We start from the raw sequence: 23,046 nt of genomic DNA, 5'->3' as shown, positions 1-23,046 counted from the left end.
GGGTCTAGTCTGCGTTCGCGTGCTCGCCCAGGTAGTGCTCGACGACGTACTCGGCGATCGCGATCGAGCTGGTCGCCGCCGGCGACGGCGCGTTGCGCAGCAGCGTCACGGGGCCCACCCGGTCGACCGCGAAGTCGTCGAGCAGCTCGCCCGCGCGGCCCCACGCCTGCGCGCGCACGCCGGCACCCGACTTGTGGGTCAGGTCGCCCATGGTGAGCTCGGGCACGAACCGGCGCGCCTTGCGGAACCAGAGCGGCTTGATGAGCGAGCTCGAGATCTCGTCGACGCCCATGCGCCAGTGCTGCTTCGCGAGCGGCCAGGCGCCCGGCCAGCGCAGCGACTCCCAGGTGTCCTTCGCCGACCACTGCAGCCAGTTGTAGCCCTCGCGGCGCAGGGCCGGCACGGCGTTCGGGCCGACGTGCACGTTGTCGTACACGCCGCGCGTGAAGTGCACGCCGAGGAACGGGAAGCGCGGGTCGGGCACGGGGTAGATCATGCCGTTCACGAGGTCGGTGCGCTCGGACGCGAGCTCCCAGTACTCCCCGCGGAACGGCAGGATCTTGGGCGACGGGTCGCCGCCGACGAGCTTGGCGACCACGTCGGACTGCAGGCCCGCGCACACGATGAGGCGGTCGAAGACGTCCTCGGAGACCGGCGTGACGACGCGCACGCGACCCTGCTCGACGGTGAGGCCGGTGACCTCGTGGCCGAGACGGATGCTGCCGCCTGCCGCCCGCACGTCCTGCGCCATGGCCTCCGTGATCGACGCGTAGTCGACGACCGCGGTGTGCGGGGAGTGCACGGCGGCGACGCCGGCGACGTGCGGCTCGATCTCGCGCAGGCGCCCCACGTCGTCGATGCGGGTGAGGTCGGGCACGCCGTTCTCGTGCGAGCGGCGCTCGATCTCGGCGAGCGCGTCGAGTTCGGTCTCGTCGACCGCGACGACGAGCTTGCCGACCTCCCGGTAGGGCAGCCCCTTCTCGAGGCAGAAGTCGCGGATCGACGCGCGGCCCGCGGCGCAGAGGGTCGCCTTGAGCGAACCCGGCTTGTAGTAGAGCCCTGCGTGCACGACGCCGGAGTTGTGGCCCGTCTGGTGCTGGGCGAGGCGGCCCTCCTTCTCGAACACCGTGACCTCGTCGCCGCGCTGCGCGAGCGCGCGGGCGAGCGCGATGCCGACGATGCCGCCGCCGACGATGCCGGTCGTGCCCGCCATCAGTGGGTCCGGACCGCGGCGGTCTTGACCCGCGTGTAGAACCGCAGCGCCTCGGTGCCCTGCTCCTTGAACGGCGAGCCCGACTCCTTGAAGCCGCCGAACGCGTGGTGGATGTCCCACCCGCTGGTCGGCTGGTTGACCGAGACCTGGCCGGTGTCGACGGCATCGACGAAGTGGAACGCGGTGTCGAGGCTGCGGGTGAACACCGCGCTCGACAGCCCGTACGCCGAGTCGTTGACCGCGGCGATCGCCTCGTCGAGCGAGTCGACCACGAGCATCGTGAGCACCGGCCCGAAGATCTCCTCGCGCCACAGGCTGTTGCCCTGTTCCGCCGTGACGAGCAGCGGTTCGACGAAGCAGCCCGACTCGAGCAGCGCCGGGTCGACCGGTGCACGGCCGATGACCTCGGCCCCCTCGGCGATGCCGGCGGCGACCCGGCGGCGGATGTCGTCCTGCGCGGACCGGCTCACGACCGGGCCCATCTGCGTGCCCTCGGCTCCGCCGGCGCCGACGCGCAACGCTCCGACCGCCTCGGCGAGGCGGGTGCGCACCTCGTCGGCGACCGCGCGCTCGACGATGAGCCGGCTGGTCGCCGTGCACCGCTGGCCGGCCTGGCCGAAGCTGCCCGCGACGAGCACCGGCACGGCGAGGTCGAGGTCGGCGTCGGCCAGCACGACGGCGGCGTTCTTGCCGCCCATCTCGGTCTGCACCCGCACGCTGCGCCCCGCCATCGCACGCTGCAGGCCGAGGCCCACCTCGGTCGACCCGGTGAACGACACCGCCGCGATGCGCGGGTCGGCGACCAGCGCGTCGCCGATCTGCGAGCCGCGGCCGGTCACCGTGCCGAGCGCGCCGGCGGGCAGGCCGGCCCGGTGCAGGATCTCCGCGAGGCGCAGCGTGATGAGCGGCGTCTCGGTCGCGGGCTTGATGACGACCGCGTTGCCAGAGATCAGCGCCGGTGCGAGCTTGCGGGCCGGCGTGAGCAGCGGGTCGTTCCACGGCGTGATGAGCACGACGATGCCGACCGGCTCGCGGGTCTGCATGGCGAACGTGCCGGGGCGCCCGTCGGGCACCAGCTCGCCGAACGGCTGGCGGCCGAGTCCGCCGTAGTACTCGAAGAACTCGGCCGACTTCGCGACCTCGATCGTCGCCTCGGCGCGGGTCTTGCCCATCTCGGCCACGATGAGCTCGACGAGCTCGGTCGCCTCCTCGCGGATGAGGCCGGCGGCGTCGAGCAGGATGCGTCCGCGCCCGAGCGGTCCGGCGGCGCGCCAGGTGCGGGCGCCCGCCTCGGCGGCGTCGAACACCGCGCCGAGGTCGGCCGCGGTCATCGCCGGCACGGCGCCCACGATCGAGCCGTCGGCGGGATTGGTCACGTCGATCGAGGCATCCGGTGCCGCATCGACGAACTCACCCCCGATGAGGTTCGGCAGCGTGCTCGTCGTCATCGATGACCTCCTGGTACTCCGGCGCGCCCGCGCAGACGGCGGGCACCCCACCAGCATGCGCGGCGGGAGCGACGACGACAATGCACCGACGCGCACGCATATCTTGCCGGGCATTCACGAGGCATCCGTCGCCCTCACCCACACGGTGTCGCGCGCCCCCGCCCGCGCCGCGACCGGCCGCGAGTACGCTGGCGCCCATGGCCGTCATCGCGAGCATCGTCGTCGCCCTCGCCGCCCTGCTGCACGCGTACATCTTCGTGCTCGAGAGCGTGCGGTGGTCGAGGCCCTCGACGTGGCGCATCTTCGGCGTGCGCAGTCAGGAGGACGCCGACACGCTGCGGCCGATGGCGTACAACCAGGGCTTCTACAACCTGTTCCTCGGCCTCGGGGCCGGGCTCGGGCTGGTGCTCTACTGGGTCGGCCTCACCGCGGCGGGCACCGCGCTCGTGCTCTTCACGACCGCGTGCATGGTGCTCGCGGCGACCGTGCTGGTGACGACCGGGCGCGGGTACCTGCGGCCCGCGCTGATCCAGGGCACGCTGCCGCTCGCGGGGTTCGTGCTGTTCCTGTTCGCCTGAGCTGCGGGTTCGGCTGTGGGGCGGATGCCCCGCCGGGGCGGGAGCCGGCTACTCGTCGGGCGTCGCCGCGTCGGCGAGCTTCAGCGACTCGATGAGCTCGACGGCCCGGTTGGTGCTGACGACGAGGCGCGCGTACTCCTCGCCCGCGACGTCGAGCACGACGGCCTGGCGCTTGCCCTTGACGAGCACGAAGTCGATGCCGCCGTGCGACTTCCACTCCCCGACCGCGACGACGAGCGGCACGACCGAGCCGCGGTGGCGGATGCCGCGCACCCAGATCCACGGGTCCTCGGTGATGATCGCCGAGCGGATGTCCTCGCGCTGCACGACCACGTCGGAACGGCGGAACGACAGCGCCTTCTCCGCGGCGGTGAGCTGCAGCTCGAGCCGATCGGAGTGGACGCGGAGGTTGGCCATGCACCCAGTGTGCCCGACTCGTATGCCGGATCCGGTATCGGACGCGCACAAAGCCCGAGGCGGGCTGTGCACGAAACCACGAATCCGGGTGGCCCGCTGCGGGCGGGGCTGCGAGGCGAGCGGATGCCGGGAGCGCCCGCCCGCTCGGGTCAGTCGGCGGGCGTCGCCGCAGCGGCCGCCTTCGCCGCTTCGGGCAGCGCGGCGACGATGCGGTCGATGATCGACTCGTCGTGCGCGGCCGTGACGAACCACGCCTCGAACACCGACGGCGGCAGCGAGACGCCGGCGCCCAGCATCGCGTGGAAGAACGGTGCGTACCGCCACGTCTCCTGCCGCTGCACGCCCGCGTAGTCGCGGACGCCGCCCGCGACCTCCTCGCCGAACGCGAAGCTGAACAGGTTGCCCGCCCGCTGCACGGCGTGCGCGACGCCCTCGGCCGCGAGGTGACGCGACACCTCGCTCGAGATGACGGATGCCGCCTCGTCGAGCCGTGCGTACACGTCGTCGTCGGCCGCGCGCAGCGTCGCGAGTCCCGCCGCGACCGCCACCGGGTTCCCCGACAGCGTGCCCGCCTGGTACACCGGGCCCGACGGCGCGAGCAGGTCCATCACGTCGGCGCGACCGCCGAGCGCGGCGACCGGCATGCCACCGCCGATGACCTTGCCGAAGGTCATGAGGTCGGGCAGGTACTGGTCGCCCGGGTTCGCGAACACCGACGGCCCCTCGGTCGCGTTCTCGAGGCCCCACCAACCGCCGGCCGAGACGCGGAAGCCCGTGAGCACCTCGTCGGAGATGACGAGCGCGCCGTGCTGGTGCGCGAGCTCGATGAGCGCGGCGTTGAAGCCCGGCTCGGGCGGCACGACGCCCATGTTCGCAGCGGCCGCCTCGGTGATGACGGCCGCGATGCGCTCGCCGTGCGCCGCGAACGCCTCGCGCACCGCGTCGAGGTCGTTGTACGGCAGCACGAGCGTGAGCGCGGTGACATCGGCGGGCACGCCGGCCGACGCCGGCAGCGCGAAGGTCGCGAGGCCCGAGCCCGCCTCGGCGAGCAGCCCGTCGGAGTGGCCGTGGTAATGGCCGGCGAACTTCACGATCACGTCGCGGCCGGTGAAGCCGCGCGCGAGACGGATCGCGCTCATGGTCGCCTCGGTGCCTGTGGAGACCAGGCGCAGGCGCTCGACGGGCGAGACGCGCTCCTCGATGAGCTCGGCCAGCTCGGTCTCGACCGGGGTCGATGCGCCGAACGAGAGGCCGCGGCTCGCGGCATCCTGCACCGCCTCGATCACCCGCGGATCGGCGTGGCCCAGGATCGCGGGCCCCCACCCGGCGACGAGGTCGACGTACTCGCGCCCCTCGACGTCGGTCACGGTCGCGCCGCGCGCCTCGACCAGGAAGCGGGGCGTGCCGCCGACCGACCCGAATGCGCGCACGGGCGAGTTCACGCCGCCGGGGATCGCGCGGCGGGCGCGGTCGAACAGCTCGGCGTTGACGTCGACGTGCGCGACGCCCGTGGCCTGCTGGGTGCTGAGGTCGGTCATTCGGTGTCTCCTGCGGTGATCCAGCGGGCGAGCTCGGTCGCCCAGTAGGTGAGCACGGCGTCGGCGCCGGCGCGACGGATGCCGAGCACGGATTCCGCGACGGCGCGGCGCCGGTCGATCCAGCCGTGCGCGGCGGCCGCCTCGATCATGGCGTACTCGCCCGACACCTGGTACGCCCAGACAGGCACCTCGCTCGTGGCCGCCACGTCGGCGAGCACGTCGAGATACGTGCCGGCGGGCTTGACCATGACGACGTCGGCGCCCTCCTCGATGTCGAGCACCGCCTCGCGCGCACCCTCGCGGCGGTTGGCCGGGTCGAGCTGGTACGTGCGGCGGTCGCCGTCGAGCGTCGACTCGACCGCGTCGCGGAACGGGCCGTAGAACGCCGACGCGTACTTGCCCGAGTAGGCGAGCAGCGCGGTGTCGGTGTGGCCGGCGGTGTCGAGCGCCTCGCGCACGGCGGCGACCTGGCCGTCCATCATGCCCGAGAGGCCGAGCAGCTGGGAGCCGGCGCGCGCCTGCTGCAGCCCCATCTCGGCGTAGCGCTCGAGGGTCGCGTCGTTGTCGACGACGCCGTTCGCGTCGAGCAGGCCGCAGTGGCCGTGGTCGGTGAACTCGTCGAGGCACAGGTCGGTCTGCACGACCAGCGCGTCGCCGGCCTCCTCGCGCACGACGCGGGTCGCGACGTTGAGGATGCCCTCGGGATCGGTCGCTCCCGAACCGCGGGCGTCGCGCACCTCGGGCACGCCGAACAGCATGACGCCGCCGACGCCGGCCTCGGCGGCATCCGTCACCGCCCGCCGCACCGAGTCGAGGCTGTGCTGCATCACGCCCGGCATCGACACGATCGGCATGGGCTCGGTCAGCCCCTCGCGGACGAAGATCGGCAGCACCAGGTCGGCCGGGTGCACGCGCGTCTCCGCGACGAGGCGGCGGAACGCGGGCGACTGGCGGAGCCGGCGGGGACGGATGCGGGGGCGGGGCGCGGCACTCACCCGACCAGCCTACGCGGGCGTCGCTGAGCGGTCCCCGGGATTCGGGGGCGGGCGGGGCGACGTGTTAGCGTCCTGCGACGACCGGCGGCGAGGAAGCCGCGGGCGGAACCCGAGGACCCCCATGCGCACGACCCCCCAGCCCAGCCCTGCACCCGCGAACGAACCGGTCGCCCGCCGACGGCGACGCCGGCTCCGGCTCGACGGCGCGGTGTGCGTCGTGACGGGCGCGGCGAGCGGCATGGGGCTCGAGTCGGCGCGGCTGCTGGCCCGGCGCGGTGCGCGCCTCGCCCTGGTCGACCGCAACGCCGACGTGCTCGCGGAGCTGGTCGAGGAGTTGCGGGCGGCCGGCACCGAGGCATCCGCCCATGTCGTCGACCTCACCGACCTCGACGCGGTCGCCGCCCTGCCCGACGCGGTGCTCGCCCACCACGACCACGTAGACGTGCTGCTGCACTGCGCGGGCGTCTCGATGCTCGGCACCTTCGAGCAGCTCACGCTCGACGAGTTCCGCTGGGTGGTCGACGTGAACCTGTGGGGCACGGTCGCGCTCGCGAAGGCGTTCCTGCCGCTGCTGCGCGAGCGGCCCGCCGCGCACCTCGCCAACGTGTCGAGCCTGTACGGCCTCGCCGCGCCCGCCGGACGCGTGCCGTACGTCACCTCGAAGTTCGCCGTGCGCGGGTTCACCGACGCGCTGCGGCACGAGCTCGAGCGCACCGACGTGACCGTCTCGGCCGTGTACCCGGGCGGCGTGCGCACCGGCATCATCCACCACGCGCGCGTCGCGGCGACCGTCGACGCCGACGTGGCCTCGCGCGCCGCCGACGCGCAGGCCGCGCTGTACAAGACGACGCCCGAGCAGGCCGCCGAGACCATCGTCGCCGGCATCGAGCGGCGCCGCCCGCGCATCTTCGTGGGGCGCGACGCGCGACTCAGCGACCTCGTCACGCGCGTCGCGCCGGTCGGCTACTGGTCGGTCATGCGTGGCATCGTCGCGAAGGCCGGCGACACGGCGTCGACGGCGAGCGCCGCCGCGAACTGAGCGGATGCCCCGGGCATCCGCTCGCCCGTGCCCTGACCGGGCCGACCGTCAGACCTGCTGGGTCGCGGCCTTCACGACGGCCTCGATGAGCGACTCGGCGCTGCGCTCGGAGGCGACGACGTCGACCCGCAGGCCGAGGTCCTCCGCGTCGTGCATGGTCTGCGGGCCGATGGCCGCGACGAGCGTGTGCTCGGGAATCGGGCCGAACTGCTGGTGCACCTGCTCGGCGACGCTGCCCGAGGTCACAAGCAGTGCGCGCACGTTGCCGGCGCGCACGTCGTCGATGACGCTCTGGGCGACCGGCACGCCGACGGTGCGATACGCGACGACGGCCTCGACGTGGTGCCCGATGGCGGCGAGGCCGATGCTCAGCACCTGCTTCGCGATGGCCGAGCGCAGGGCGAGCACGCGCAGCGGGAACGCGCCCTCGGTCGCCGCGCTCCACTCGTCGAGCAGGCCCTTGGCCGAGTTGTCCTCCGACGGCACGAGGTCGGCCCGGTAGCCGGCCGCGATGAGCGCGGCGGCGGTCGACTCGCCGACGGCGGCGACCTTGGTGGTGGGCGGGATGACGGCGCGGTGCGAGCTCAGCACGTCGACCGTGGTGGCGCTCGTCACGGTGACCCAGTCGAACGCGCCGGCGGCGAGCCGGCCGAGCGCGGCTTCGAGCGCGGGTGCGTCGTCGGTTGCCGCGAAGTTGATCATGGGGGCGATGATCGGCGAGGCGCCGCGCATGCGCAGGCTCGCGGCGACGCTGTCGCCCCAGGGCCCACCGCGGGGCACGAGCACGCGCCAGCCGGTGAGCGGCTTGTCGGGCCGCGGGTTGGGGAGGTTGATGGCGCCGGTGACCGGCTCGTATTCGCTCACGGTGCCTCCTCCTTCGGTGCGAGTTCGGCGGCACCGTTGCCGAGGAGCTCTTCGACCGCACGCGCGGCGACCTCTCGGGCGGCATCGGCGAGGTGCGACGCCTGGCGGCTCTCGGGTGTGGCCGCGTGCGAGCTGGTCACCCGCTGCGTTCCATCGCCACTGTACACAGTGGCCGTGAGGAAGATCAGGTCGTCGTCCACAAAGGAATGGGCCGCGATCGGTGCGGAACATCCGGCCTCCAGGCCGGCCAGTACGAGACGCTCCGCGAGCACCGTCGCGCGGGTCGTGCCGTGGTCGACGGAGCGGAGTCCGCGCTCGAGCTCGCGCGACGCACGCTCGGCACGCACCTCGAGCGCGAGGGCGCCCTGCCCCGGCGCGGTGGGCCAGTCGTCGATCGAGAGCAGGTCGGTCGCGGCATCCGACCGCCCCAGACGGCCGAGGCCCGCGGCCGCGAGCAGCACCGCGTCGAGCTCGCCGTCGGCGACCTTGCCGAGGCGGGTGTCGATGTTGCCGCGGATGTCGACGGCCACGAGGTCGGGCCGCGCGGCGCCGAGCTGCGCGATGCGGCGGGGCGACCCGGTGCCGATGCGCGCGCCCTCGGGCAGCGTCTCGAGCGTGCGCCCGTCGGCCGCGCAGAGCGCGTCGCGCGCGTCGGCGCGCTTGGGCACGGCGCCGAGGCGCAGCCCGTCGTGCTCGGCGGTCGGAAGGTCCTTCAGCGAGTGCACGACGACGTCGCACTCCCCCGCCAGCAGCGACTCGCGCAGCGCGGTCGCGAAGACCCCGGTGCCGCCGAGCGACGCGAGCGAGGCGCGCGAGACGTCGCCCTCGGTCGTGACGGTGACGTACTCGATCTCCGCCCCGGCCGCCTTGGCCAGGCGCTCGGCGACCTGACGCGTCTGCGCCAGCGCGAGTGCGCTGCCGCGGGTGCCGACGCGGATGACGGTCACGGCGCGATCCCCGCCAGTGCGGGCCGGAATCCGAGGCGCACGTTCTCGCAGCAGCCGGGCCGGCAGACGTCGTACCAGGGGCCGAGCTCGGTCACGCGCGGCCGCTCGGCGGCGGGCGTGCCCTGCACGCGCTCGAGCACGAGGTCGACGAGCCCCGCGACGTAGGCCGGGTGGGTGCCGGGCGTCGGCACGCGCACCGCGGCGAGCGAATGCTCCTCGGCGGTCTCGAGCGCCTCGTTGTCGAGGTCCCAGAGCACCTCCATGTGGTCGCTCACGAAGCCGAGCGGCACGATCACGATCGCGCGGCGGCCGGCCGCGGGCAGCTCCGCGATGGCGTCGTTGATGTCGGGCTCGAGCCACGGCATCGACGGCGGCCCCGAGCGGGACTGGTACACGAGCTGCCAGGGCACGTCGGATGCCCCGGCCTCGCGCATCACGACCTCGGCGACCGCGAAGTGCTGGGCCGCGTAGGCGCCGCCCTCGCCGAAGCCCCGCTCGGCGGGACCCGACTTCGCCGCGTCGGTCGACGGGATCGAGTGGGTCGCGAACAGCACCTCGACCTGGTCGCGGGAGAGCTCCGGGTCGTCGGCGAGCAGCTTCGCGAGCCCGTCGCGCACGCCCTCGACGAACGGCGTGACGAACCCGGGGTGGTCGAAGAACTGGCCGACCTTGTCGATCTGCACCGTGTCGCCGAGGCCGGTGTCGGCGAGCGCGTCGGCGAAGTCCTCGCGGTACTGGCGGCAGCTCGAGTAGGAGCTGTAGGCGCTCGTCGCGATGGCGATGAGGCGCGTCGCACCCGCATCCGCCGCCTCGCGCAGCGCGTCGTTCAGGTACGGGTCCCAGTTGCGGTTGCCCCAGATGACGGGCAGGTCGACGCCGCGGCCGGCGAGCTCGGCCTCGAGCGCGGCCTTCAGGTCGCGGTTCTGCTGGTTGATCGGGCTGACGCCGCCGAAGTGGCGGTAGTGGTGCGCCACCTCCTCGAGCCGCTCGTCGGGGATGCCGCGGCCGCTCGTGACGTTGCGCAGGAACGGGATGACGTCGTCCTGCCCCTCGGGCCCGCCGAAGCCGGCGAGCAGGATCGCGTCGTACTCGACCGGCTCGGTGACGTGCTCGGGACCCTGCTGCGCGGCCGGCGTCGCGCCGGGCACGATCGCGCCGACGGCGCGGGGGCGGATGCCGCGGGGCCGGGCTTCCGGCCGCGGGCGACGTCCCGGCCGGCATCCTCCGCCCCGGTGGAGCCGAGGTTGGCGGCGGCCATTACTGCAGCACCTCGACGATCTCGGCCGTGGTGATGCGTCGGCCGGTGTAGAACGGCACCTCCTCGCGCACGTGCCGTCGCGCGTCGGTCGCGCGGAGGTCGCGCATGAGGTCGACCAGGTCGGTGAGCTCGTCGGCCTCCAGCGGCAGCAGCCACTCGTAGTCGCCGAGGGCGAACGAGGCGACGGTGTTCGCGACGACGCCGCGGAAGGCGGCGCCCTTGCGCCCGTGCTCGGCGAGCATGCGCCCGCGCTCCTCGGAGTCGAGCAGGTACCACTCGTAGCTGCGCACGAACGGGTAGACCGTGAGCCACGAGCGCGGCTCCTCGCCGCGCAGGAACCCGGGCACGTGGGCGCGGTTGAACTCCGCGTCGCGGTGCACGCCCATGGCGTTCCACGTCGGCAGCAGCGCCTTCAGCAGGCGCGAGCGACGCAGCTCGCGAAGCGCCCACTGCAGGCCCTCGGCGTCGGGGCCGTGCATCCAGATCATGACGTCGGCGTCGGCACGCAGGCCGGAGACGTCGTAGAAGCCGCGCACCGTGATGCCCTCGGCCTCGACGACGGCGACGACGTCGTCGAGCTGCCCCACGACCCGCGGCACGTCGTGGCCGTCGAAGTCGTCGGGGCGCGCCGGATCGGTGCGCAGGACCGCGAACAGGGTGTAGCCCTGCGGAGCGGCGGAATCGGACTGGTTCGCGTCGGCTGCCGCTTCGGCAGCGGGGTCTGACATAGCACTATCCTCCCCCGACCACGCGAACCGCCAAAAGCCGTGTCGCGTGAGAGCGCGCCTCACGCCACGACCGTTACCCGAGCGTTATGCGACGGACGGGAGGCGGAACGTTTCAACTCCTCGCCGCCGCGATTCGGGCGCGGCGACCGGAGTGCACTACCGACGCAGGGCGCTGAAGCGGAACGACGCGAAACCCTCGATCGGCAGCACCTCGACCCGGCCGAAGCCCGCCTCGTGCGCGTACCCCTCGAGCGTCGACTGCCGCATGACCGTGCCGGTGCCGACCGAGCCGGGCGTCGAGCGCCCGTCGGGCAGGCAGATGAACAGGCTGTAGCCGTACATGATGCGGTCGACGTCGTCGGCCGGGGCGGTGAACGACTCCCCCACCGCCTCGTCCATCACGACGACCACGCCGTCGGGCACGAGCGCTTCGCGGATCGACCGGAGCACGTCGACCGGGAACGGCATGTCGTGCAGCGCCTCGAACACGAAGGCCACGTCGTAGGTACCGGGCGCCGCGAGCTCCTCGCCGCCCGCGCGGAAGAACGCGACCCGGTCGTCGACGCCCGACTCGCGGGCGTGGTCGCGCGCGGACTCGAGCGAGGGCACGTCGACGTCGTGCCCGTCGATGCGCGCCTCGGGGTAGGCGTGCGCGAGGGCGACCGACGACCAGCCGTGCCCGCAGCCCACGTCGGCGATGCGCGCGCCGGGCCGGGAGAGCAGGTCGTGCAGCCAGGGCACGCTCGCGAGGTCGGGCGCGAGCCGGTGCTCGAACCAGGGCCGGTTGACATCGCCCTGCGCTTCGCGGGCATCGTCGCCGAGCTCGGCCCACGACACCCCGCCGCCGCCCCGGTAGGCGTCGAGCAGCGGGTCGATGGCGCGCGCCGCGGCGGCGAACATGCGCGCGAGCGGGGCCGAGTACGCGAGCGAGTGGCGGTCGGCGAGCACCTCGGCGTGGGCGGGCGGCAGCGTGAAACGGCGGGTGGCGGATGCCTCGGGGCCGGTCTCCGTGCTGGCCTCGAGGATGCCGGAGGCGGCCTGTTGCTCGAGCCACTCGCGGGCGTAGCGCGCGTCGGTGCCGGTCGCCGCGGCGAGCTCACCGGCGGTGCACGGCTCGCGTGTGAGCACGTCGTACCAGCCGAGCCGGTCGCCGACGTGGATGCTCAGCGTCTCGAACGCGCCGAGCACCGACCCGAAGACGCGATCGGCGAACGCATCGACGTCGGTCTCAGGGGCATCCGCCCCGCCCTGCTCCCCCGTCGACATCGTCGCCCCCGGGTGTTCGCCGCCGGCCCTGCGCCGGCCCGCGTCAGTCGTCGTCGCCCAGCGCGCGCACCACGAGCAGCACGCCCGCCGCGACCACCGCGACGGCACCGAGCCCGATGCCGATCAGGGTGCCGGGCGAGTCGGCGCGCATGCGGCGGAAGCGGGCCATCGCCCGGTCCTTCGCGAGCGCGGCCTGCTTGGGCACGTTCAGCTTGTCTTCCAGCAGGTCGAGGGTCGCGGCGAGGTCGGCGCGGGCCACCGCGGCCTCGGCGCGCGCCTCGACGCGCGACAGGTTGCGCTTCGCCTTGGCGGCGTCACGGGTCTCAGCGCTCATAGTCGCCCACTCCCTTGATCGCGTCGAAGTCCTTCTTCACGCTGTCGGATGCATCGTCGCCCGGAGGCTCGGCCCCGCGCTGGAACATCACGATGCCGATGCCGACGAGCACGGCGATGATGAGCAGCAGGATGCCCGACACGATCAGCGCCGCCGCCCAGCCGGGCAGTACCAGCGAGAGCGCCAGGATGCCCGTGGCGATCAGCGTGCCGAGCAGGAAGATCGCCACGAACGCCGCGGCGACCATGAGCCCGGCGCCGATGCCGAAGTGCTTCGCCTTGTAGGCGAGTTCGGCCTTGATGTGCGCGATCTCGGCCTGGACGAGTGCCTGTACCTGCGCCGGCACGTCGCCGACGAGCGTGAAGAGCGAGCGATCCTTGTCCGTGGGTGCAGCCATGCCGGCCCTCCTCAGGTCAGCTGTCGGACGTGTCCGACGACGACTTCGACGTGGTCTTCGCACCCGACTTCGTCGTCGAGGACTTGGCGGCCGGCTTCTTCGCGGCCGGCTTCTTGGCGGCCGACGTCTTCGCGGCGGTCTTCGCCTCGGAGGCGCCCTCGGCAGCGGCCTCCTGCACGCTCGACGCGGCCTTCGTGGCCTGGCGGACGAGCTTCTTCGTGCCGTCGAGCACCTTGTCGCTCACGTCGCCGACGCGTGCGAGCGCGAATTCCTTCGCGGTGTCGACGCCCTGCTGCACGGACGGCTGGTTCCACACCCTCTCGGCGGCCGACTTGATCTGCTCGTACCGTTCGCGCCCCGCGCGAGTTCCGAGCACGTATCCGGTCGCGAGACCGACGACGAACAGGAGCTTGCCCTTCATGCGTTCCCCTTCTGCGTGCGAGCGAGTCAGAACCCAGCGTAGACCCCGACCCGACCGGCGCAAGGGGTTGCGCTCCGATCCATACCGGTTTCGCCATACGTCAGGCGTCGGTCGGGGCCTCCGCGGTCGCGTCGACGGCATCACGACGGATGCGGGCCGCGGCATCGATCGCGTGCGGCACGACGGACGCCAGTCCGGTGCCCGAGACCCACGAGCCGGTGACCACGAGGTCGGTCGTCTCGGCGAGCGCATCGTCGAGCCGTGCGACCCGGTCGTCGCGGCCGATCAGCGCGTGCGACGGGGCGTCGCGCCAGCTCGTGCGCACCGAGTCGAGCAGCTCGTCGCGGGTGAGCGGCGTGCCGAGCAGCGCGGACGCGTCAGCCAGCGCGAGGTCGGTCAGCGCCTCGTCGTCGAGCTCCGCGACGCCCGCCGAACCGGCCCGCCCGTACGACAGGCGCACGAGGTGGCGGCCTCGCCCCGCGGCATCCGCCAGCCACGACCACTTCGACGTCGAGTGGGTGAGCGCCTTCGCGGTGACCCCGGGCGTACCGGGCGCGACGAGCACCCCGGTGCCGCGCGGTGCGGCGTCGAGCTCGGGCGCGTCGAGCAGCAGCGTGACGATGTCGAGCGCGGTGCCGGCCGGCCAGTCGAGGTCGGCGAGGCCGGCCCACTCGTCGCGGGCGCCCGCGAGCAGTGGCACGGATGCCTCGGCAGGGGCCGCGAGCACGATGTAGCGCGCGTGCGCCTCGACGCCCGTCGGCGCGTCCGGCGCTTCGGCGCCCGCGACGAGCACGCGGCCGTCCTGCGGTTCCGGGTGCGTCGGGTCGGCGCGCACGACCCACCCGCCGCCGTCGACGGCGGCGAGCCCGGTCGCGCTGAGGCCGGTGCGCACGTCGCCCGCGTAGTAGGAGAGGTCGGCGGCGAGCGCCTCGACGAGGCCGCGCATGCCGCCGCGGAGCCCGCGGATAGCGCCGCCGGCGCGCCGCTCGGCCGCGAGCTGCGCGACGCCGCCCTGGAGCGACCCGGTGCGGGTCATGGCCTGGTTGAGGCCAGGCGCGACGCGGTCGACGTCGAGCGCGTCGGGGTCGGCCGAGTAGACGCCCGCCGAGATGGGCGTGACGAGCCGGTCGAGCACGGCGTCGCCCATGCGGCTGCGTACGAGCTGCCCGAGGCTGGTGGCCCGGCCGATGCGGAGGATGGGCTGCAGCCGGTCGCGGTAGGCGCGCCACGCACCGCTCCAGCCGATGACGGCGCGCACGTCCTCCGCGAAGGGGTTCGCGGGGATGCCGAGCACGCCGGTCTTCGGCATGGGCAGCAGCTTCGGCCCGGTCGCGTCGCCGGGCAGGGCGAGCCAGGCGCCCGCGGGGTTCGGCGTCACGATGGCCTCGGCGAGGCCGAGCTCGGTCGCGAGGGTCGCGACGGAGTCGTTGCGCGTCGCGAACGACTCCGCGCCGGTGTCGACGCGCAGTCCGTCTGCAGGCTCGCCCGCGGCATCCGCCCCGCTCGCCTCGGTCGCGCCGATCACGGTACCGCCGACGACCCCGCCGACCTCGTCGCGCGCCTCGAGCACGAGCACCGACAGGCCGACGTGCAGGCACTGGCGCGCGGCAACAAGCCCCGCAACACCACCGCCGACGACCACCACGTCGACGTCGAGGCGCTCGCGGTCGGGTGCGGGGGCCGGCTCGGGGGCATCCGCTGCGTTCATCTGGCTCAGGCCTCCCACGCGTGCACGAGCTCGACGATGCGGGTGAGCGCGTCGGGGTCGGTCGAGGGCGGCACGCCGTGGCCGAGGTTGAAGACGTGCGCGGGCGCCGAGCGGCCGCGTTCGAGCACGTCGTGCACGGCACGCTCGAGCACGTCCGCGGGGGCGGCGAGCAGCGCCGGGTCGAGGTTGCCCTGCAGCGGCACGCCCGCACCGACGCGGTCGGCGGCGACGTCGAGCGGCACGCGGTAGTCGACGCCCACCGTGTCGGCGCCGACCTCGCGCATGGCGCGCAGCAGCTCGCCGGTGCCGACGCCGAAGTGCACGACCGGCACGCGCGCCTCCGCGCCGTCGAGCGGGTACGCGAGGTCGTGCACGAACTCGAGCGCGCGCGCCGAGGCGGGCGCCACGTGCGTCTCGTAGTCGGCGAGCGAGAGCGCACCGGCCCACGAGTCGAAGAGCTGGGCGGCGGATGCCCCTGCCAGCACCTGCGTGCGCAGGAACCGGCCGGTCACCTCGGCCGACCACGACATGAGCGCGGCCCACGCGCCGGGGTCGGCGTGCATGAGCGTGCGGGCGGCGAGGTGGTCCTTCGAGGGGCCGCCCTCGGCGAGGTAGGCGGCGAGCGTGAAGGGCGCGCCGGCGAAGCCGATGAGCGGGGTGTCGCCGAGCGCCTCGACGGTGCGGCGCACCGCCTCGGTGATGGGGCCGGCCGCGTCGTCGAGGGTCGCCGGGTCGATCGCGGTGAGCTCGGCGACGGCGGCCGCATCGCCGTAGGCACGGCCGAACACCGGGCCACGGCCGGGCTGGATCTCCACCTCGACGCCGACCAGGCGCAGCGGCACGACGATGTCGCTGAAGAAGATGCCCGCGTCGACGCCGTGGCGGCGCACCGGCTGCAGCGTGATCTCGCTCGCGAGCGCGGGATCGAGGCAGGCGTCGAGCATGCGCGTGCCGACGCGCAGCTCGCGGTACTCGGGCAGCGAACGGCCGGCCTGCCGCATGAACCACACCGGGGTGGCGTCGGGGCGCTCGCCCCGGTAGGCGCGAACGAGGCGCGACGAGCTGGTGCGGGCGGCGGTGAGCGGATGCCGGTCGGGAAGGATCACGCGCACCATTGTCGCCCACCGCGGCTGGGCGGCCGCCGGACGCGCGTCCCGTGCGCTGTGGACTGCGGCTGCACGATTCAGGGACCTCGCGTACCATGGCGCGCGGCGGACCGGGGGACTCGCTGTGATCCACCACGCACCCCCGGAGGCGAATCGACGAATGGCACCCCCACCGACCGCGTACCGCATCGTCAAGTGGCTGCTCGTCTTCGCCGCACTGGTCGCCGTGGCCGCCGCGGTCGTGGGCGACGGCACGATCGCCCGCATCATCCCCCGCCTGCCCGAGGTGTCGTTCGACGAGCGCATCATCCTCGCGATCCTCGGCGCCGCAGGCCTCGTCATGGTCACGGTGCTCGCGACCCGGCTCGCGTCGATGGCGCGCAGCTCGCGCCGCGTGCGCGCCCTCGAGCGCGCGACCGACGGCGTGGTCACGCCCGCGCTGCGCAACCCCATGCTCGTGAGCGGGCTGCGCACGCTGTTCGGCACTGGCCTGCCTCGCGTCGGCTCGCGCATCGCGGTGCTCGCCGACCTCGAGGGCGTGAGCATCTGGAGCGGCGGCCGGAAGCCGCGGCTCGTCGCGAGCGCCCCGTGGAACGAGGTGCGCACGATCCGCGCCGACTCGATCGTCGTGGGCGACCGCGAGGTCTCGGTCATGGTGCTGCGCATCCGCCGCGGCGGCACGAGCGCCGAGCTGCCGATCGCGCTCGGCACCGGCCGCGCGGCCGCACTCACGCTCGGCGGCGCCGACTTCTTCGCCCGCCTGCGCCAGATCAAGTCGTGGCACCGCGCCGAGATCGCCGCGACCACGGGCTCCATCCCGATCATCCGCCCCGAGCAGCTGCAGCCCGCGAACTGACGCGGCGGCCGGGGTGTCCGCACCTCAGCGAATGCCCTGACGGGGGCGCTTTCCGCGTCCATTACAATCGTCGAGTGCTCATCTGTCTGTCCGCGAGTCACAAGAACGCCGACTTCGATCTCCTGGAGAAGCTGTCGGTGGCGCCGGGCGACCTCGGAGCACGCATCGTCGGCAGCCACGATTCGCTCGGCGGCTCGGTGATCGTCGCGACCTGCAACCGGTTCGAGGCGTACCTCGACCTCGATGAGCCGTACGGCACCTCGCCCGTCCCCGCGATTCAGGCGGCGCTCCGCGAGGTGGGCGGCGCGACCGGCGTCGACCCGCGCACGCTGCGTTCGACCGTCGAGCTCGTGCACGGCAACGCGGTCGCCGAGCACCTGTTCGCGGTGGCATCCGGCCTCGAGTCGGTCGTCGTCGGCGAGGGTGAGATCTCCGGCCAGGTGAAGCGCTCGCTCGAGACCGCCCGCAGGGGCGGCACGACCACCCCGAGATCGAGCGCGTCTTCCAGCGCGCCGCCCGCGTCTCGCGGTCGGTCAAGAACCGCACGGGCGTCGGCTCGGCCGGCCGCTCGCTCGTGCGCCTCGCGCTCGACCTCGCCGAGAGCCGCATCACCGACTGGGCCGCCACGCGCATCCTGCTCATCGGCACCGGGCAGTACGCCGGCGCGTCGCTCGCGGCCGTGCGCGACCGCGGGGCATCCGACGTGCGCGTCTTCTCCCCGTCGGGCCGCGCGACGCGCTTCGCCCGCACCCACGACATCGCCGCCGTTCGGCCGGGCGACCTCGCCGCCGAGGCATCCGCCGCCGACGTCATCATCACCTGCACCACCGTCGACCACCACGTCATCGACGCCGCGCTGCTCCGGCAGGGCCGGGCGGATGCCGCGGGGCAGGCGCCCGTCGAGCGACCGCACCTCGCGCTGGTGCCCGCCGACGACGCGCACGCGACCGCCGCGCGCCAGCTCCTGATCGACCTCGGCCTGCCGCGCAACATCGACCCCGACGTGGCATCCGTCGACGGCGTCGAGCTGCTCGACCTCGAGACGATCCGCATCCACGCACCGATCGAGGAGCTCAACGCGACCGACGCGGCGCGCACGATCGTCAACCGCGCCGCGCGCGAGTTCTCGGCGCACGGCGAGGAGCTCGACCTCGCGCCCGCCGTGGTCGCGCTGCGCTCGCACGTGTTCGACGTGCTCGACGACGAGATCGCCCGGGCCAAGGCCCGCGGCGACGACGACGGCCGCACCGAGCAGGCGCTGCGCCACATGGCGGGCGTGCTGCTGCACACGCCGATGGTGCGCTCGCGCGAGTACGCCCGGGCGGGCGAGCAGCGCGCCTGGATGGACGGGCTCGAGGCGCTGTTCGGCATCGTGCCCGAGGCATCCGCCGACGCCCCCGCCGCGGCCGAACCCGCCGGAGCGGGCGACGCCGGCACGACCGACGCCGACTCCGCGACCGCCTGAGGCACGCCATGTCCGAAGCCGCGTCCGAGACGTTCGAGCGGCTGATCGGGTCGCGCGGCCGCACGCTCGAGTCGCTCGCGCTGACCGCGGGCATCGTGTCGTTCGCGCTCGTGGGGGCGATCGCCATCCCGGTGTTCGGGCTCGAGGACGCACCCATCTCGGGGCCCGACTCGATCGGCCAGTACTCGGCGATCGCGTGCGGCGTGGTCGCGATCATCGCGTTCGTGGCGGGACGCCTCATCGTCTCCGCGCGCGAGGGCGGGCTGCGCATGCGGGTGCTCGACGTGCTCGACCTCGCCGCGATCGCGCTCGCCCACGGCGCCATCGCGCTGCTGACCTGGACGCTCGCGTCGGTGCTGCTCGCCGACGCGTTCATCGGCGCCGAGGTGTTCGCGCTGCCGCTGCTGGTGATCGCCGGCGCGGCCGGAGCGCTGTCCGGCTACGTCGCGTTCTCCTCCGCCGTGATCATGGACCTCTCGCTGCTCGCGGTCGTGCTCGCCGTGTTCCTCGTCGAGGGGATGCTGGCGAGCATGCTCACGGCCACCGACCCGTTCTGGTGGCAGGAGCACCTGAGCGCGCTCGGCATGTCGGAGAACGTCTCGGCGCGCGCGTTCAACCTCACGCTCATCGTCGCCGGCTTCCTCGTCACCACGCTCGTGCGCCGCGTCACGGTCGACCTCCCCTCGTCGCATCCGCGCGGGCGGCGCAACGTGCGCATCTGCCTCGTGCTCGTCGGCGTGCTGCTCGCCTGCGTCGGCATCGTGCCGGTCGACGTGAGCTTCTGGCTGCACACCGCGGTCGCGTCGGGCATGGCGATCAGCTTCTTCGTGCTCGTGATCCGGCTGCGCACGTGGGTGCCGGGCCTCTCGCGCACGTTCCTCGTCATCGGCTGGACGTTCATGGCCGTGATCGTGCTGCTCGCGGTGTACTACGCGGTCGGCTGGTACACGCTGACGGCGGTCGAACTCGTCGCGGGCATCCTCGTGTTCACGTGGATCATCCTCTTCATCCGCAGCGTCGAGACGCTCGGGGCGGATGCCGGCGAGACCGCCCCGGCCGACCGCGACGCCGTCTCCGGCTGAGTGTTGGCATAAGCGCACATCGCACGATGTGTGGATATCGCCACACCTGCGATCACGACGATGCCCGGGCGAGGCATCCGCTCACCCGGGCATCGAACGACGACTGATCAGCGGAAGAACGCGTTCGCCTTGCTCGTGTAGAGCAGGATCAGGCCGATCGCGGGGAACAGGATGCTCCAGATCGCGGTCCAGAACCCGCCGTCGATCGCGAAGACCACGTAGAGCGACGCGGCGATGTTCAGCACGAACACGATCGTGACCACGATGCGCGCGCCGTTGCTGCCGCGGAAGAGGCCGAGGCTCACGAAGATCGTGATGAGGCCGACGAGGATGGCGACGATCGCGTAGGTGAGGTCGCCGCCGAAGAGCGCGATGACGCCGGGGATGATCTGGAACAGGCCGGTGAGCCACGCGAGGATCGCGACGAGGGTGACGCCGAACGGACGAGCGGTGGACATGCAGTGCCTCCTGGGGGACGTGCGCCTTCGCCTCGCCTCTGGGGGTGCGTGATCCCGGCGCCCACCCTCAGCATGGCCGAGCCCGAGGTGCGGCGGCAACGGTTCGATCGGCGCGTGTCGCGCGCACTGCCCAGAGGTTGCACAGGCACCCCGGCTACGCTCATCAGCGGATCCACGACCGGATCCCCGGACGACGGATCAGTACCCGGAACGCGACAAGACTGGCCAGGAGCACAGTCATGTCGTGGATCATCCTCATCGCATCCGGCGTCCTCGAGGCCGTCTGGGCCACCGCACTCGGCAAGTCCGAGGGCTTCACCAAGCTCTGGCCGAGCGTCACCTTCGGCGTCGCGCTCGTCGCGAGCATGGCCGGCCTCGCCTGGGCCATGCGCGACATCTCGACCGGCACGGCCTACGCGGTCTGGGTCGGCGTCGGCGTCTCGCTGACCGTCGGCTACGCGATGCTCTCCGGCGACGAGGCGTTCTCGATCGTGCGGATGCTGCTGATCATCGGCCTCGTCGGCTGCGTCGTCGGCCTGAAGCTCGTCGGGCACGAGTAGCCGCTGCGCGGCTCAGGAGCGGTGCACGACCTGGGCCGACGTCTGGTCGCGGGCCAGCATGAGCATCGTGTCGATGTTCACGTGCGAGGGGCGGGATGCCACCCAGACGATCGCCTCGGCGATGTCCTCGCCGCGCATCGGGGTCATGCCCTCGTAGACCTTCGCGGCCTTCTCCTCGTCGCCGCCGAAGCGCACCGTGGCGAACTCGGTCTGCACGAGTCCGGGGTCGATCTCGGTGACGCGCACGGGCTGGCCGAGCAGCTCGATGCGGAGCACCCGGGTGAGGGCCGCGACCGCGTGCTTCGCGGCGTTGTACCCGCCGCCGCCGCGGTAGGGCTCGCGGGCCGCGATCGAGCCGATGTTGATGACCATGCCGTCGCCCGAGGCGATGAGCTTCGGCAGCAGCGCGCGCGTCATGCGCAGCGTGCCGAGCACGTTGCTGTCGAACATGGCCTGCCACTCGGCGTCGTCGGACTCGGCGATGGGGGCCGCGCCGAGCGCGCCACCGGCGTTGTTCACGAGGAGGTCGCAGCGCTCCAGCTCGGCGCAGAACGCGTCGACGGATGCCTGGTCGGTGACGTCCAGCGGCAGCGCGCGTGCACCGATCTCGTCGGCGAGCGCCTGCAGGCGGTCGACGCGCCGGGCGCCGATGACGACGTCCCACCCCTGCTCGGCGAGCTGGCGCGCGGTCGCCGCGCCGATGCCGCTCGACGCTCCGGTGACGACTGCGGTGCGGGTCATGTGGTGCTCCTCCTCCGGGGCGCCGATCGGCGCCCGGACTCCATCGTCGCCCCACCGGGCCCGTGCCGGAAATCGGGGCTTGCGATCCGGGCGAGAATGATCAGCGTGTCCGTCCCACCCGTGCCGCACTCGCGCGCGACCTGCACGCCGTGAGCGTCGCCGTCGGCCTCGCCGCGGGCGTCGTGATCGTGGTGGCGACGATCGTGCAGCGGCTCACCGGCATGGGCTTCGGCATCGTCGCGGTGCCGCTGCTCGCGCTCATCGCACCCGACGTCGGCACGTTCGCCGTGCTCGTGCTCACGGTGCTGGTCATGGTCGCGGTGGCCTGGGCCGAGCGGGACGCACTCGACCGTCGCGTGCTCGCGATCGCCTCCCTCGCCTCGCTGCCCGGTGTCGCCGTCGGCACCTGGCTCGCCGCGGTGCTGCCGCTGCGGGCGACGCACCTCGCGATCGGCGCGATCGTGATCGCCGGCTCGCTGGTCTCGATGGCGGGCTGGCGGGCGCCGGCCGGGCGCACGTCGCTCGTCACGGGGTCGGTCCTCGCCGGCATCCTCACCCCCGTCGCCGCGCTGCCCGGCCCGCCGATGGCGATCGTCTACCGGCCCGACGACGTGCGACGGATGCGCACCACGCTCTCGGCGTTCTTCGCGTTCGGCTCGGCGGTCTCGGCCGTGACCCTGCTGCTGTCGGGCACGACGGATGCGGGTGCCGAACTGGTCCGCGCCGCCGTGCTCGTGCCCGCGATCGTCGTCGGCATGCTCCTCGCGATGCCACTGGTGCCCCGGCTCCCCGCGCCCGCGGTCCGCACCGCGACGCTGGTGCTCTCGCTGGTGTCCGGGGCGGCGCTCGTCGCGCGCGCAGCCTTCGAGTCGTTTGCATGAATGGCTCAGCGGATGTGGAGCGAGGGGTATCATTAGTCGGCTTACTATTTCGAATCGGCACGAGGGGCACCCATGACCAACACCTACTCGCAATTCAACGACGGCATCATCGCCGAGTTCCGGGCCAACGCCGGCACCGTCGCACGCTTCGGACGCAGCCTCGTGCTGGTGCATCACATCGGCGCACGATCGGGCACCGAGCGCATCGCGCCGGTGATGAGCATCCGCGAGGGTGTCGATTCATGGCTGGTCGCCGCGTCCAAGGCCGGTGCCCACGACAACCCCGCCTGGTACCACAACCTCGTCGCGCACCCCGACGTCATGATCGAGGCCCCCGGCGAGGGCGTGGTGGCGGTGCACGCCACCACGCTGCGCGGCGAGGAGCGCGACGCCGCGTGGACGCGCTTCACGAGCGCGAGCCCGGGGTTCGCGCAGTACGAGCAGCGGACGGATCGGGTGATCCCGGTGGTTCGACTCACGCGTCGGGCGACCCCGGCAGACAGAGGCGCCTCAGCACTCGGCGGAGCCCGAACCGCCTGATCCGAGGTTCGCCAGCACCTTTCGCAGCAGCTGGTCGAGTCGAGCGCGCTCCTCCTCGTCGAGTCCCGCGGTGGTGATGCGATCGAGCTCGCCCCAGACCTCGCCGACCCGCTCGTAGAGCGCGCGGCCTCGCTCCGTCAGGCTGACCAGCACGACCCGTCGATCCTCGTCGGAACGGATGCGCTCGACGATCCCCCTTCTCGAGT

General features: G+C 73.3%; 26 protein-coding genes, 1 pseudogene and 1 riboswitch. Of the genes and pseudogenes, 9 read left to right on the top strand and 18 right to left on the bottom strand.

Features of this window, described 5'->3' with window-relative positions:
* Positions 1 to 4 precede the first annotated feature (4 nt).
* Positions 5 to 1,213, bottom strand: a complete 1,209-nt coding sequence (lhgO, locus tag QUE38_RS08655; protein ID WP_286307406.1) for an L-2-hydroxyglutarate oxidase — start codon at positions 1,211 to 1,213, stop codon at positions 5 to 7.
* The gene (locus QUE38_RS08650) at positions 1,213 to 2,661 is read right to left on the bottom strand and encodes an aldehyde dehydrogenase family protein (protein ID WP_286307403.1); all 1,449 of its coding nucleotides are present in this window, start codon (positions 2,659 to 2,661) and stop codon (positions 1,213 to 1,215) included. The genes lhgO and QUE38_RS08650 overlap by 1 nt, the downstream gene beginning before the upstream one ends.
* A 197-nt stretch (positions 2,662 to 2,858) precedes the next feature.
* On the opposite strand from QUE38_RS08650, the gene QUE38_RS08645 reads away from it, so the two are divergent.
* Positions 2,859 to 3,239: a DUF1304 domain-containing protein gene (locus QUE38_RS08645; RefSeq protein ID WP_286307401.1), complete on the top strand. Its 381-nt coding sequence runs from the start codon at positions 2,859 to 2,861 to the stop codon at positions 3,237 to 3,239.
* A 48-nt stretch (positions 3,240 to 3,287) separates the two neighbouring features.
* Here QUE38_RS08645 and QUE38_RS08640 read toward each other — a convergent pair whose 3' ends face one another.
* From QUE38_RS08640 to hemB, 3 genes are all read right to left on the bottom strand, one after another.
* Positions 3,288 to 3,656, bottom strand: coding sequence for a hypothetical protein (locus QUE38_RS08640; RefSeq protein ID WP_286307399.1), 369 nt, complete (start codon positions 3,654 to 3,656; stop codon positions 3,288 to 3,290).
* A gap of 149 nt (positions 3,657 to 3,805) precedes the next feature.
* Positions 3,806 to 5,194, bottom strand: a complete 1,389-nt coding sequence (gene hemL / locus QUE38_RS08635) for a glutamate-1-semialdehyde 2,1-aminomutase (protein ID WP_286307397.1) — start codon at positions 5,192 to 5,194, stop codon at positions 3,806 to 3,808.
* The gene (gene hemB / locus QUE38_RS08630; RefSeq protein ID WP_286307396.1) at positions 5,191 to 6,189 is read right to left on the bottom strand and encodes a porphobilinogen synthase; all 999 of its coding nucleotides are present in this window, start codon (positions 6,187 to 6,189) and stop codon (positions 5,191 to 5,193) included. Before hemB ends, hemL begins: the two co-directional genes overlap by 4 nt.
* Positions 6,190 to 6,310: 121 nt before the next feature.
* Here hemB and QUE38_RS08625 point away from each other — a divergent pair, with 121 nt between their 5' ends.
* Positions 6,311 to 7,228: an SDR family NAD(P)-dependent oxidoreductase gene (locus QUE38_RS08625; RefSeq protein WP_286307395.1), complete on the top strand. Its 918-nt coding sequence runs from the start codon at positions 6,311 to 6,313 to the stop codon at positions 7,226 to 7,228.
* 48 nt (positions 7,229 to 7,276) lie between these two features.
* Here QUE38_RS08625 and QUE38_RS08620 read toward each other — a convergent pair whose 3' ends face one another.
* From QUE38_RS08620 to hemE, 10 genes are all read right to left on the bottom strand, one after another.
* Positions 7,277 to 8,092, bottom strand: a complete 816-nt coding sequence (locus QUE38_RS08620; RefSeq protein WP_286307394.1) for a uroporphyrinogen-III synthase — start codon at positions 8,090 to 8,092, stop codon at positions 7,277 to 7,279.
* The gene (gene hemC / locus QUE38_RS08615) at positions 8,089 to 9,039 is read right to left on the bottom strand and encodes a hydroxymethylbilane synthase (protein ID WP_286307393.1); all 951 of its coding nucleotides are present in this window, start codon (positions 9,037 to 9,039) and stop codon (positions 8,089 to 8,091) included. The genes QUE38_RS08620 and hemC overlap by 4 nt, the downstream gene beginning before the upstream one ends.
* Positions 9,036 to 10,187, bottom strand: a complete 1,152-nt coding sequence (locus tag QUE38_RS08610; RefSeq protein ID WP_286307392.1) for a ferrochelatase — start codon at positions 10,185 to 10,187, stop codon at positions 9,036 to 9,038. The genes hemC and QUE38_RS08610 overlap by 4 nt, the downstream gene beginning before the upstream one ends.
* A gap of 109 nt (positions 10,188 to 10,296) precedes the next feature.
* The gene (gene hemQ / locus QUE38_RS08605; protein WP_286307391.1) at positions 10,297 to 11,025 is read right to left on the bottom strand and encodes a hydrogen peroxide-dependent heme synthase; all 729 of its coding nucleotides are present in this window, start codon (positions 11,023 to 11,025) and stop codon (positions 10,297 to 10,299) included.
* 156 nt (positions 11,026 to 11,181) lie between these two features.
* On the bottom strand, positions 11,182 to 12,291 hold the full coding sequence (locus tag QUE38_RS08600; RefSeq protein ID WP_286307390.1) for a class I SAM-dependent methyltransferase: 1,110 nt from the start codon (positions 12,289 to 12,291) through the stop codon (positions 11,182 to 11,184).
* A 43-nt stretch (positions 12,292 to 12,334) separates the two neighbouring features.
* Positions 12,335 to 12,625, bottom strand: coding sequence for a DUF3618 domain-containing protein (locus QUE38_RS08595; RefSeq protein WP_286307389.1), 291 nt, complete (start codon positions 12,623 to 12,625; stop codon positions 12,335 to 12,337).
* Positions 12,615 to 13,022: a phage holin family protein gene (locus QUE38_RS08590; protein ID WP_286307388.1), complete on the bottom strand. Its 408-nt coding sequence runs from the start codon at positions 13,020 to 13,022 to the stop codon at positions 12,615 to 12,617. Before QUE38_RS08590 ends, QUE38_RS08595 begins: the two co-directional genes overlap by 11 nt.
* Before the next feature lie 16 nt (positions 13,023 to 13,038).
* Positions 13,039 to 13,443: a YtxH domain-containing protein gene (locus tag QUE38_RS08585; protein WP_286307387.1), complete on the bottom strand. Its 405-nt coding sequence runs from the start codon at positions 13,441 to 13,443 to the stop codon at positions 13,039 to 13,041.
* Between the two features lie 100 nt (positions 13,444 to 13,543).
* Complete coding sequence (locus QUE38_RS08580) at positions 13,544 to 15,169, bottom strand: protoporphyrinogen/coproporphyrinogen oxidase (RefSeq protein WP_286307386.1); 1,626 nt, start codon at positions 15,167 to 15,169, stop codon at positions 13,544 to 13,546.
* Positions 15,157 to 16,266, bottom strand: a complete 1,110-nt coding sequence (gene hemE, locus QUE38_RS08575) for a uroporphyrinogen decarboxylase (RefSeq protein WP_433996888.1) — start codon at positions 16,264 to 16,266, stop codon at positions 15,157 to 15,159. Before hemE ends, QUE38_RS08580 begins: the two co-directional genes overlap by 13 nt.
* 151 nt (positions 16,267 to 16,417) lie before the next feature.
* Here hemE and QUE38_RS08570 point away from each other — a divergent pair, with 151 nt between their 5' ends.
* From QUE38_RS08570 to QUE38_RS08555, 4 genes and pseudogenes are all read left to right on the top strand, one after another.
* Positions 16,418 to 17,113: a hypothetical protein gene (locus QUE38_RS08570; RefSeq protein WP_286307384.1), complete on the top strand. Its 696-nt coding sequence runs from the start codon at positions 16,418 to 16,420 to the stop codon at positions 17,111 to 17,113.
* A pseudogene (locus QUE38_RS08565) lies at positions 17,035 to 17,538 on the top strand (hypothetical protein); the annotation flags it as partial. The gene QUE38_RS08570 and the pseudogene QUE38_RS08565, both read left to right, overlap by 79 nt.
* A 65-nt stretch (positions 17,539 to 17,603) precedes the next feature.
* Entirely contained in the window at positions 17,604 to 18,578 is a 975-nt protein-coding gene (locus QUE38_RS08560) for a glutamyl-tRNA reductase (RefSeq protein WP_286311730.1), read from the top strand.
* Positions 18,579 to 18,586: 8 nt separating this feature from the next.
* Complete coding sequence (locus tag QUE38_RS08555; protein ID WP_286311584.1) at positions 18,587 to 19,660, top strand: hypothetical protein; 1,074 nt, start codon at positions 18,587 to 18,589, stop codon at positions 19,658 to 19,660.
* 107 nt (positions 19,661 to 19,767) lie between these two features.
* On the opposite strand, the gene QUE38_RS08550 is transcribed toward QUE38_RS08555, so the two are convergent.
* Entirely contained in the window at positions 19,768 to 20,118 is a 351-nt protein-coding gene (locus QUE38_RS08550) for a hypothetical protein (RefSeq protein ID WP_286311581.1), read from the bottom strand.
* Between the two features lie 165 nt (positions 20,119 to 20,283).
* A riboswitch (guanidine-III (ykkC-III) riboswitch) is annotated at positions 20,284 to 20,348 on the top strand.
* A 9-nt stretch (positions 20,349 to 20,357) separates the two neighbouring features.
* On the opposite strand from QUE38_RS08550, the gene QUE38_RS08545 reads away from it, so the two are divergent.
* Complete coding sequence (locus QUE38_RS08545) at positions 20,358 to 20,678, top strand: DMT family transporter (RefSeq protein ID WP_286311579.1); 321 nt, start codon at positions 20,358 to 20,360, stop codon at positions 20,676 to 20,678.
* A 12-nt stretch (positions 20,679 to 20,690) separates the two neighbouring features.
* On the opposite strand, the gene QUE38_RS08540 is transcribed toward QUE38_RS08545, so the two are convergent.
* Positions 20,691 to 21,419 carry an SDR family NAD(P)-dependent oxidoreductase gene (locus tag QUE38_RS08540; RefSeq protein WP_286311577.1) on the bottom strand — a complete coding sequence of 243 codons (729 nt, stop codon included), beginning with the start codon at positions 21,417 to 21,419 and terminating at the stop codon, positions 20,691 to 20,693.
* A gap of 149 nt (positions 21,420 to 21,568) precedes the next feature.
* Between QUE38_RS08540 and QUE38_RS08535 the strand changes: the two genes are divergently transcribed.
* Together QUE38_RS08535 and QUE38_RS08530 are read left to right on the top strand one after the other, a co-directional pair.
* On the top strand, positions 21,569 to 22,300 hold the full coding sequence (locus QUE38_RS08535) for a sulfite exporter TauE/SafE family protein (protein ID WP_286311576.1): 732 nt from the start codon (positions 21,569 to 21,571) through the stop codon (positions 22,298 to 22,300).
* Between the two features lie 72 nt (positions 22,301 to 22,372).
* Entirely contained in the window at positions 22,373 to 22,840 is a 468-nt protein-coding gene (locus QUE38_RS08530) for a nitroreductase/quinone reductase family protein (protein ID WP_286311574.1), read from the top strand.
* Here QUE38_RS08530 and QUE38_RS08525 read toward each other — a convergent pair.
* Positions 22,811 to 22,993 carry a helix-turn-helix domain-containing protein gene (locus tag QUE38_RS08525; protein WP_286311573.1) on the bottom strand — a complete coding sequence of 61 codons (183 nt, stop codon included), beginning with the start codon at positions 22,991 to 22,993 and terminating at the stop codon, positions 22,811 to 22,813. The two genes, QUE38_RS08530 and QUE38_RS08525, sit on opposite strands and share 30 nt — an antisense overlap.
* Positions 22,994 to 23,046 lie beyond the last annotated feature (53 nt).

This window comes from Agromyces mangrovi (genome assembly GCF_030296695.1).
GTDB lineage: Bacteria > Actinomycetota > Actinomycetes > Actinomycetales > Microbacteriaceae > Agromyces > Agromyces mangrovi.
Note: the sequence above shows the minus strand (reverse complement) of the source record. Positions and strands in the feature narration are given on the sequence as shown.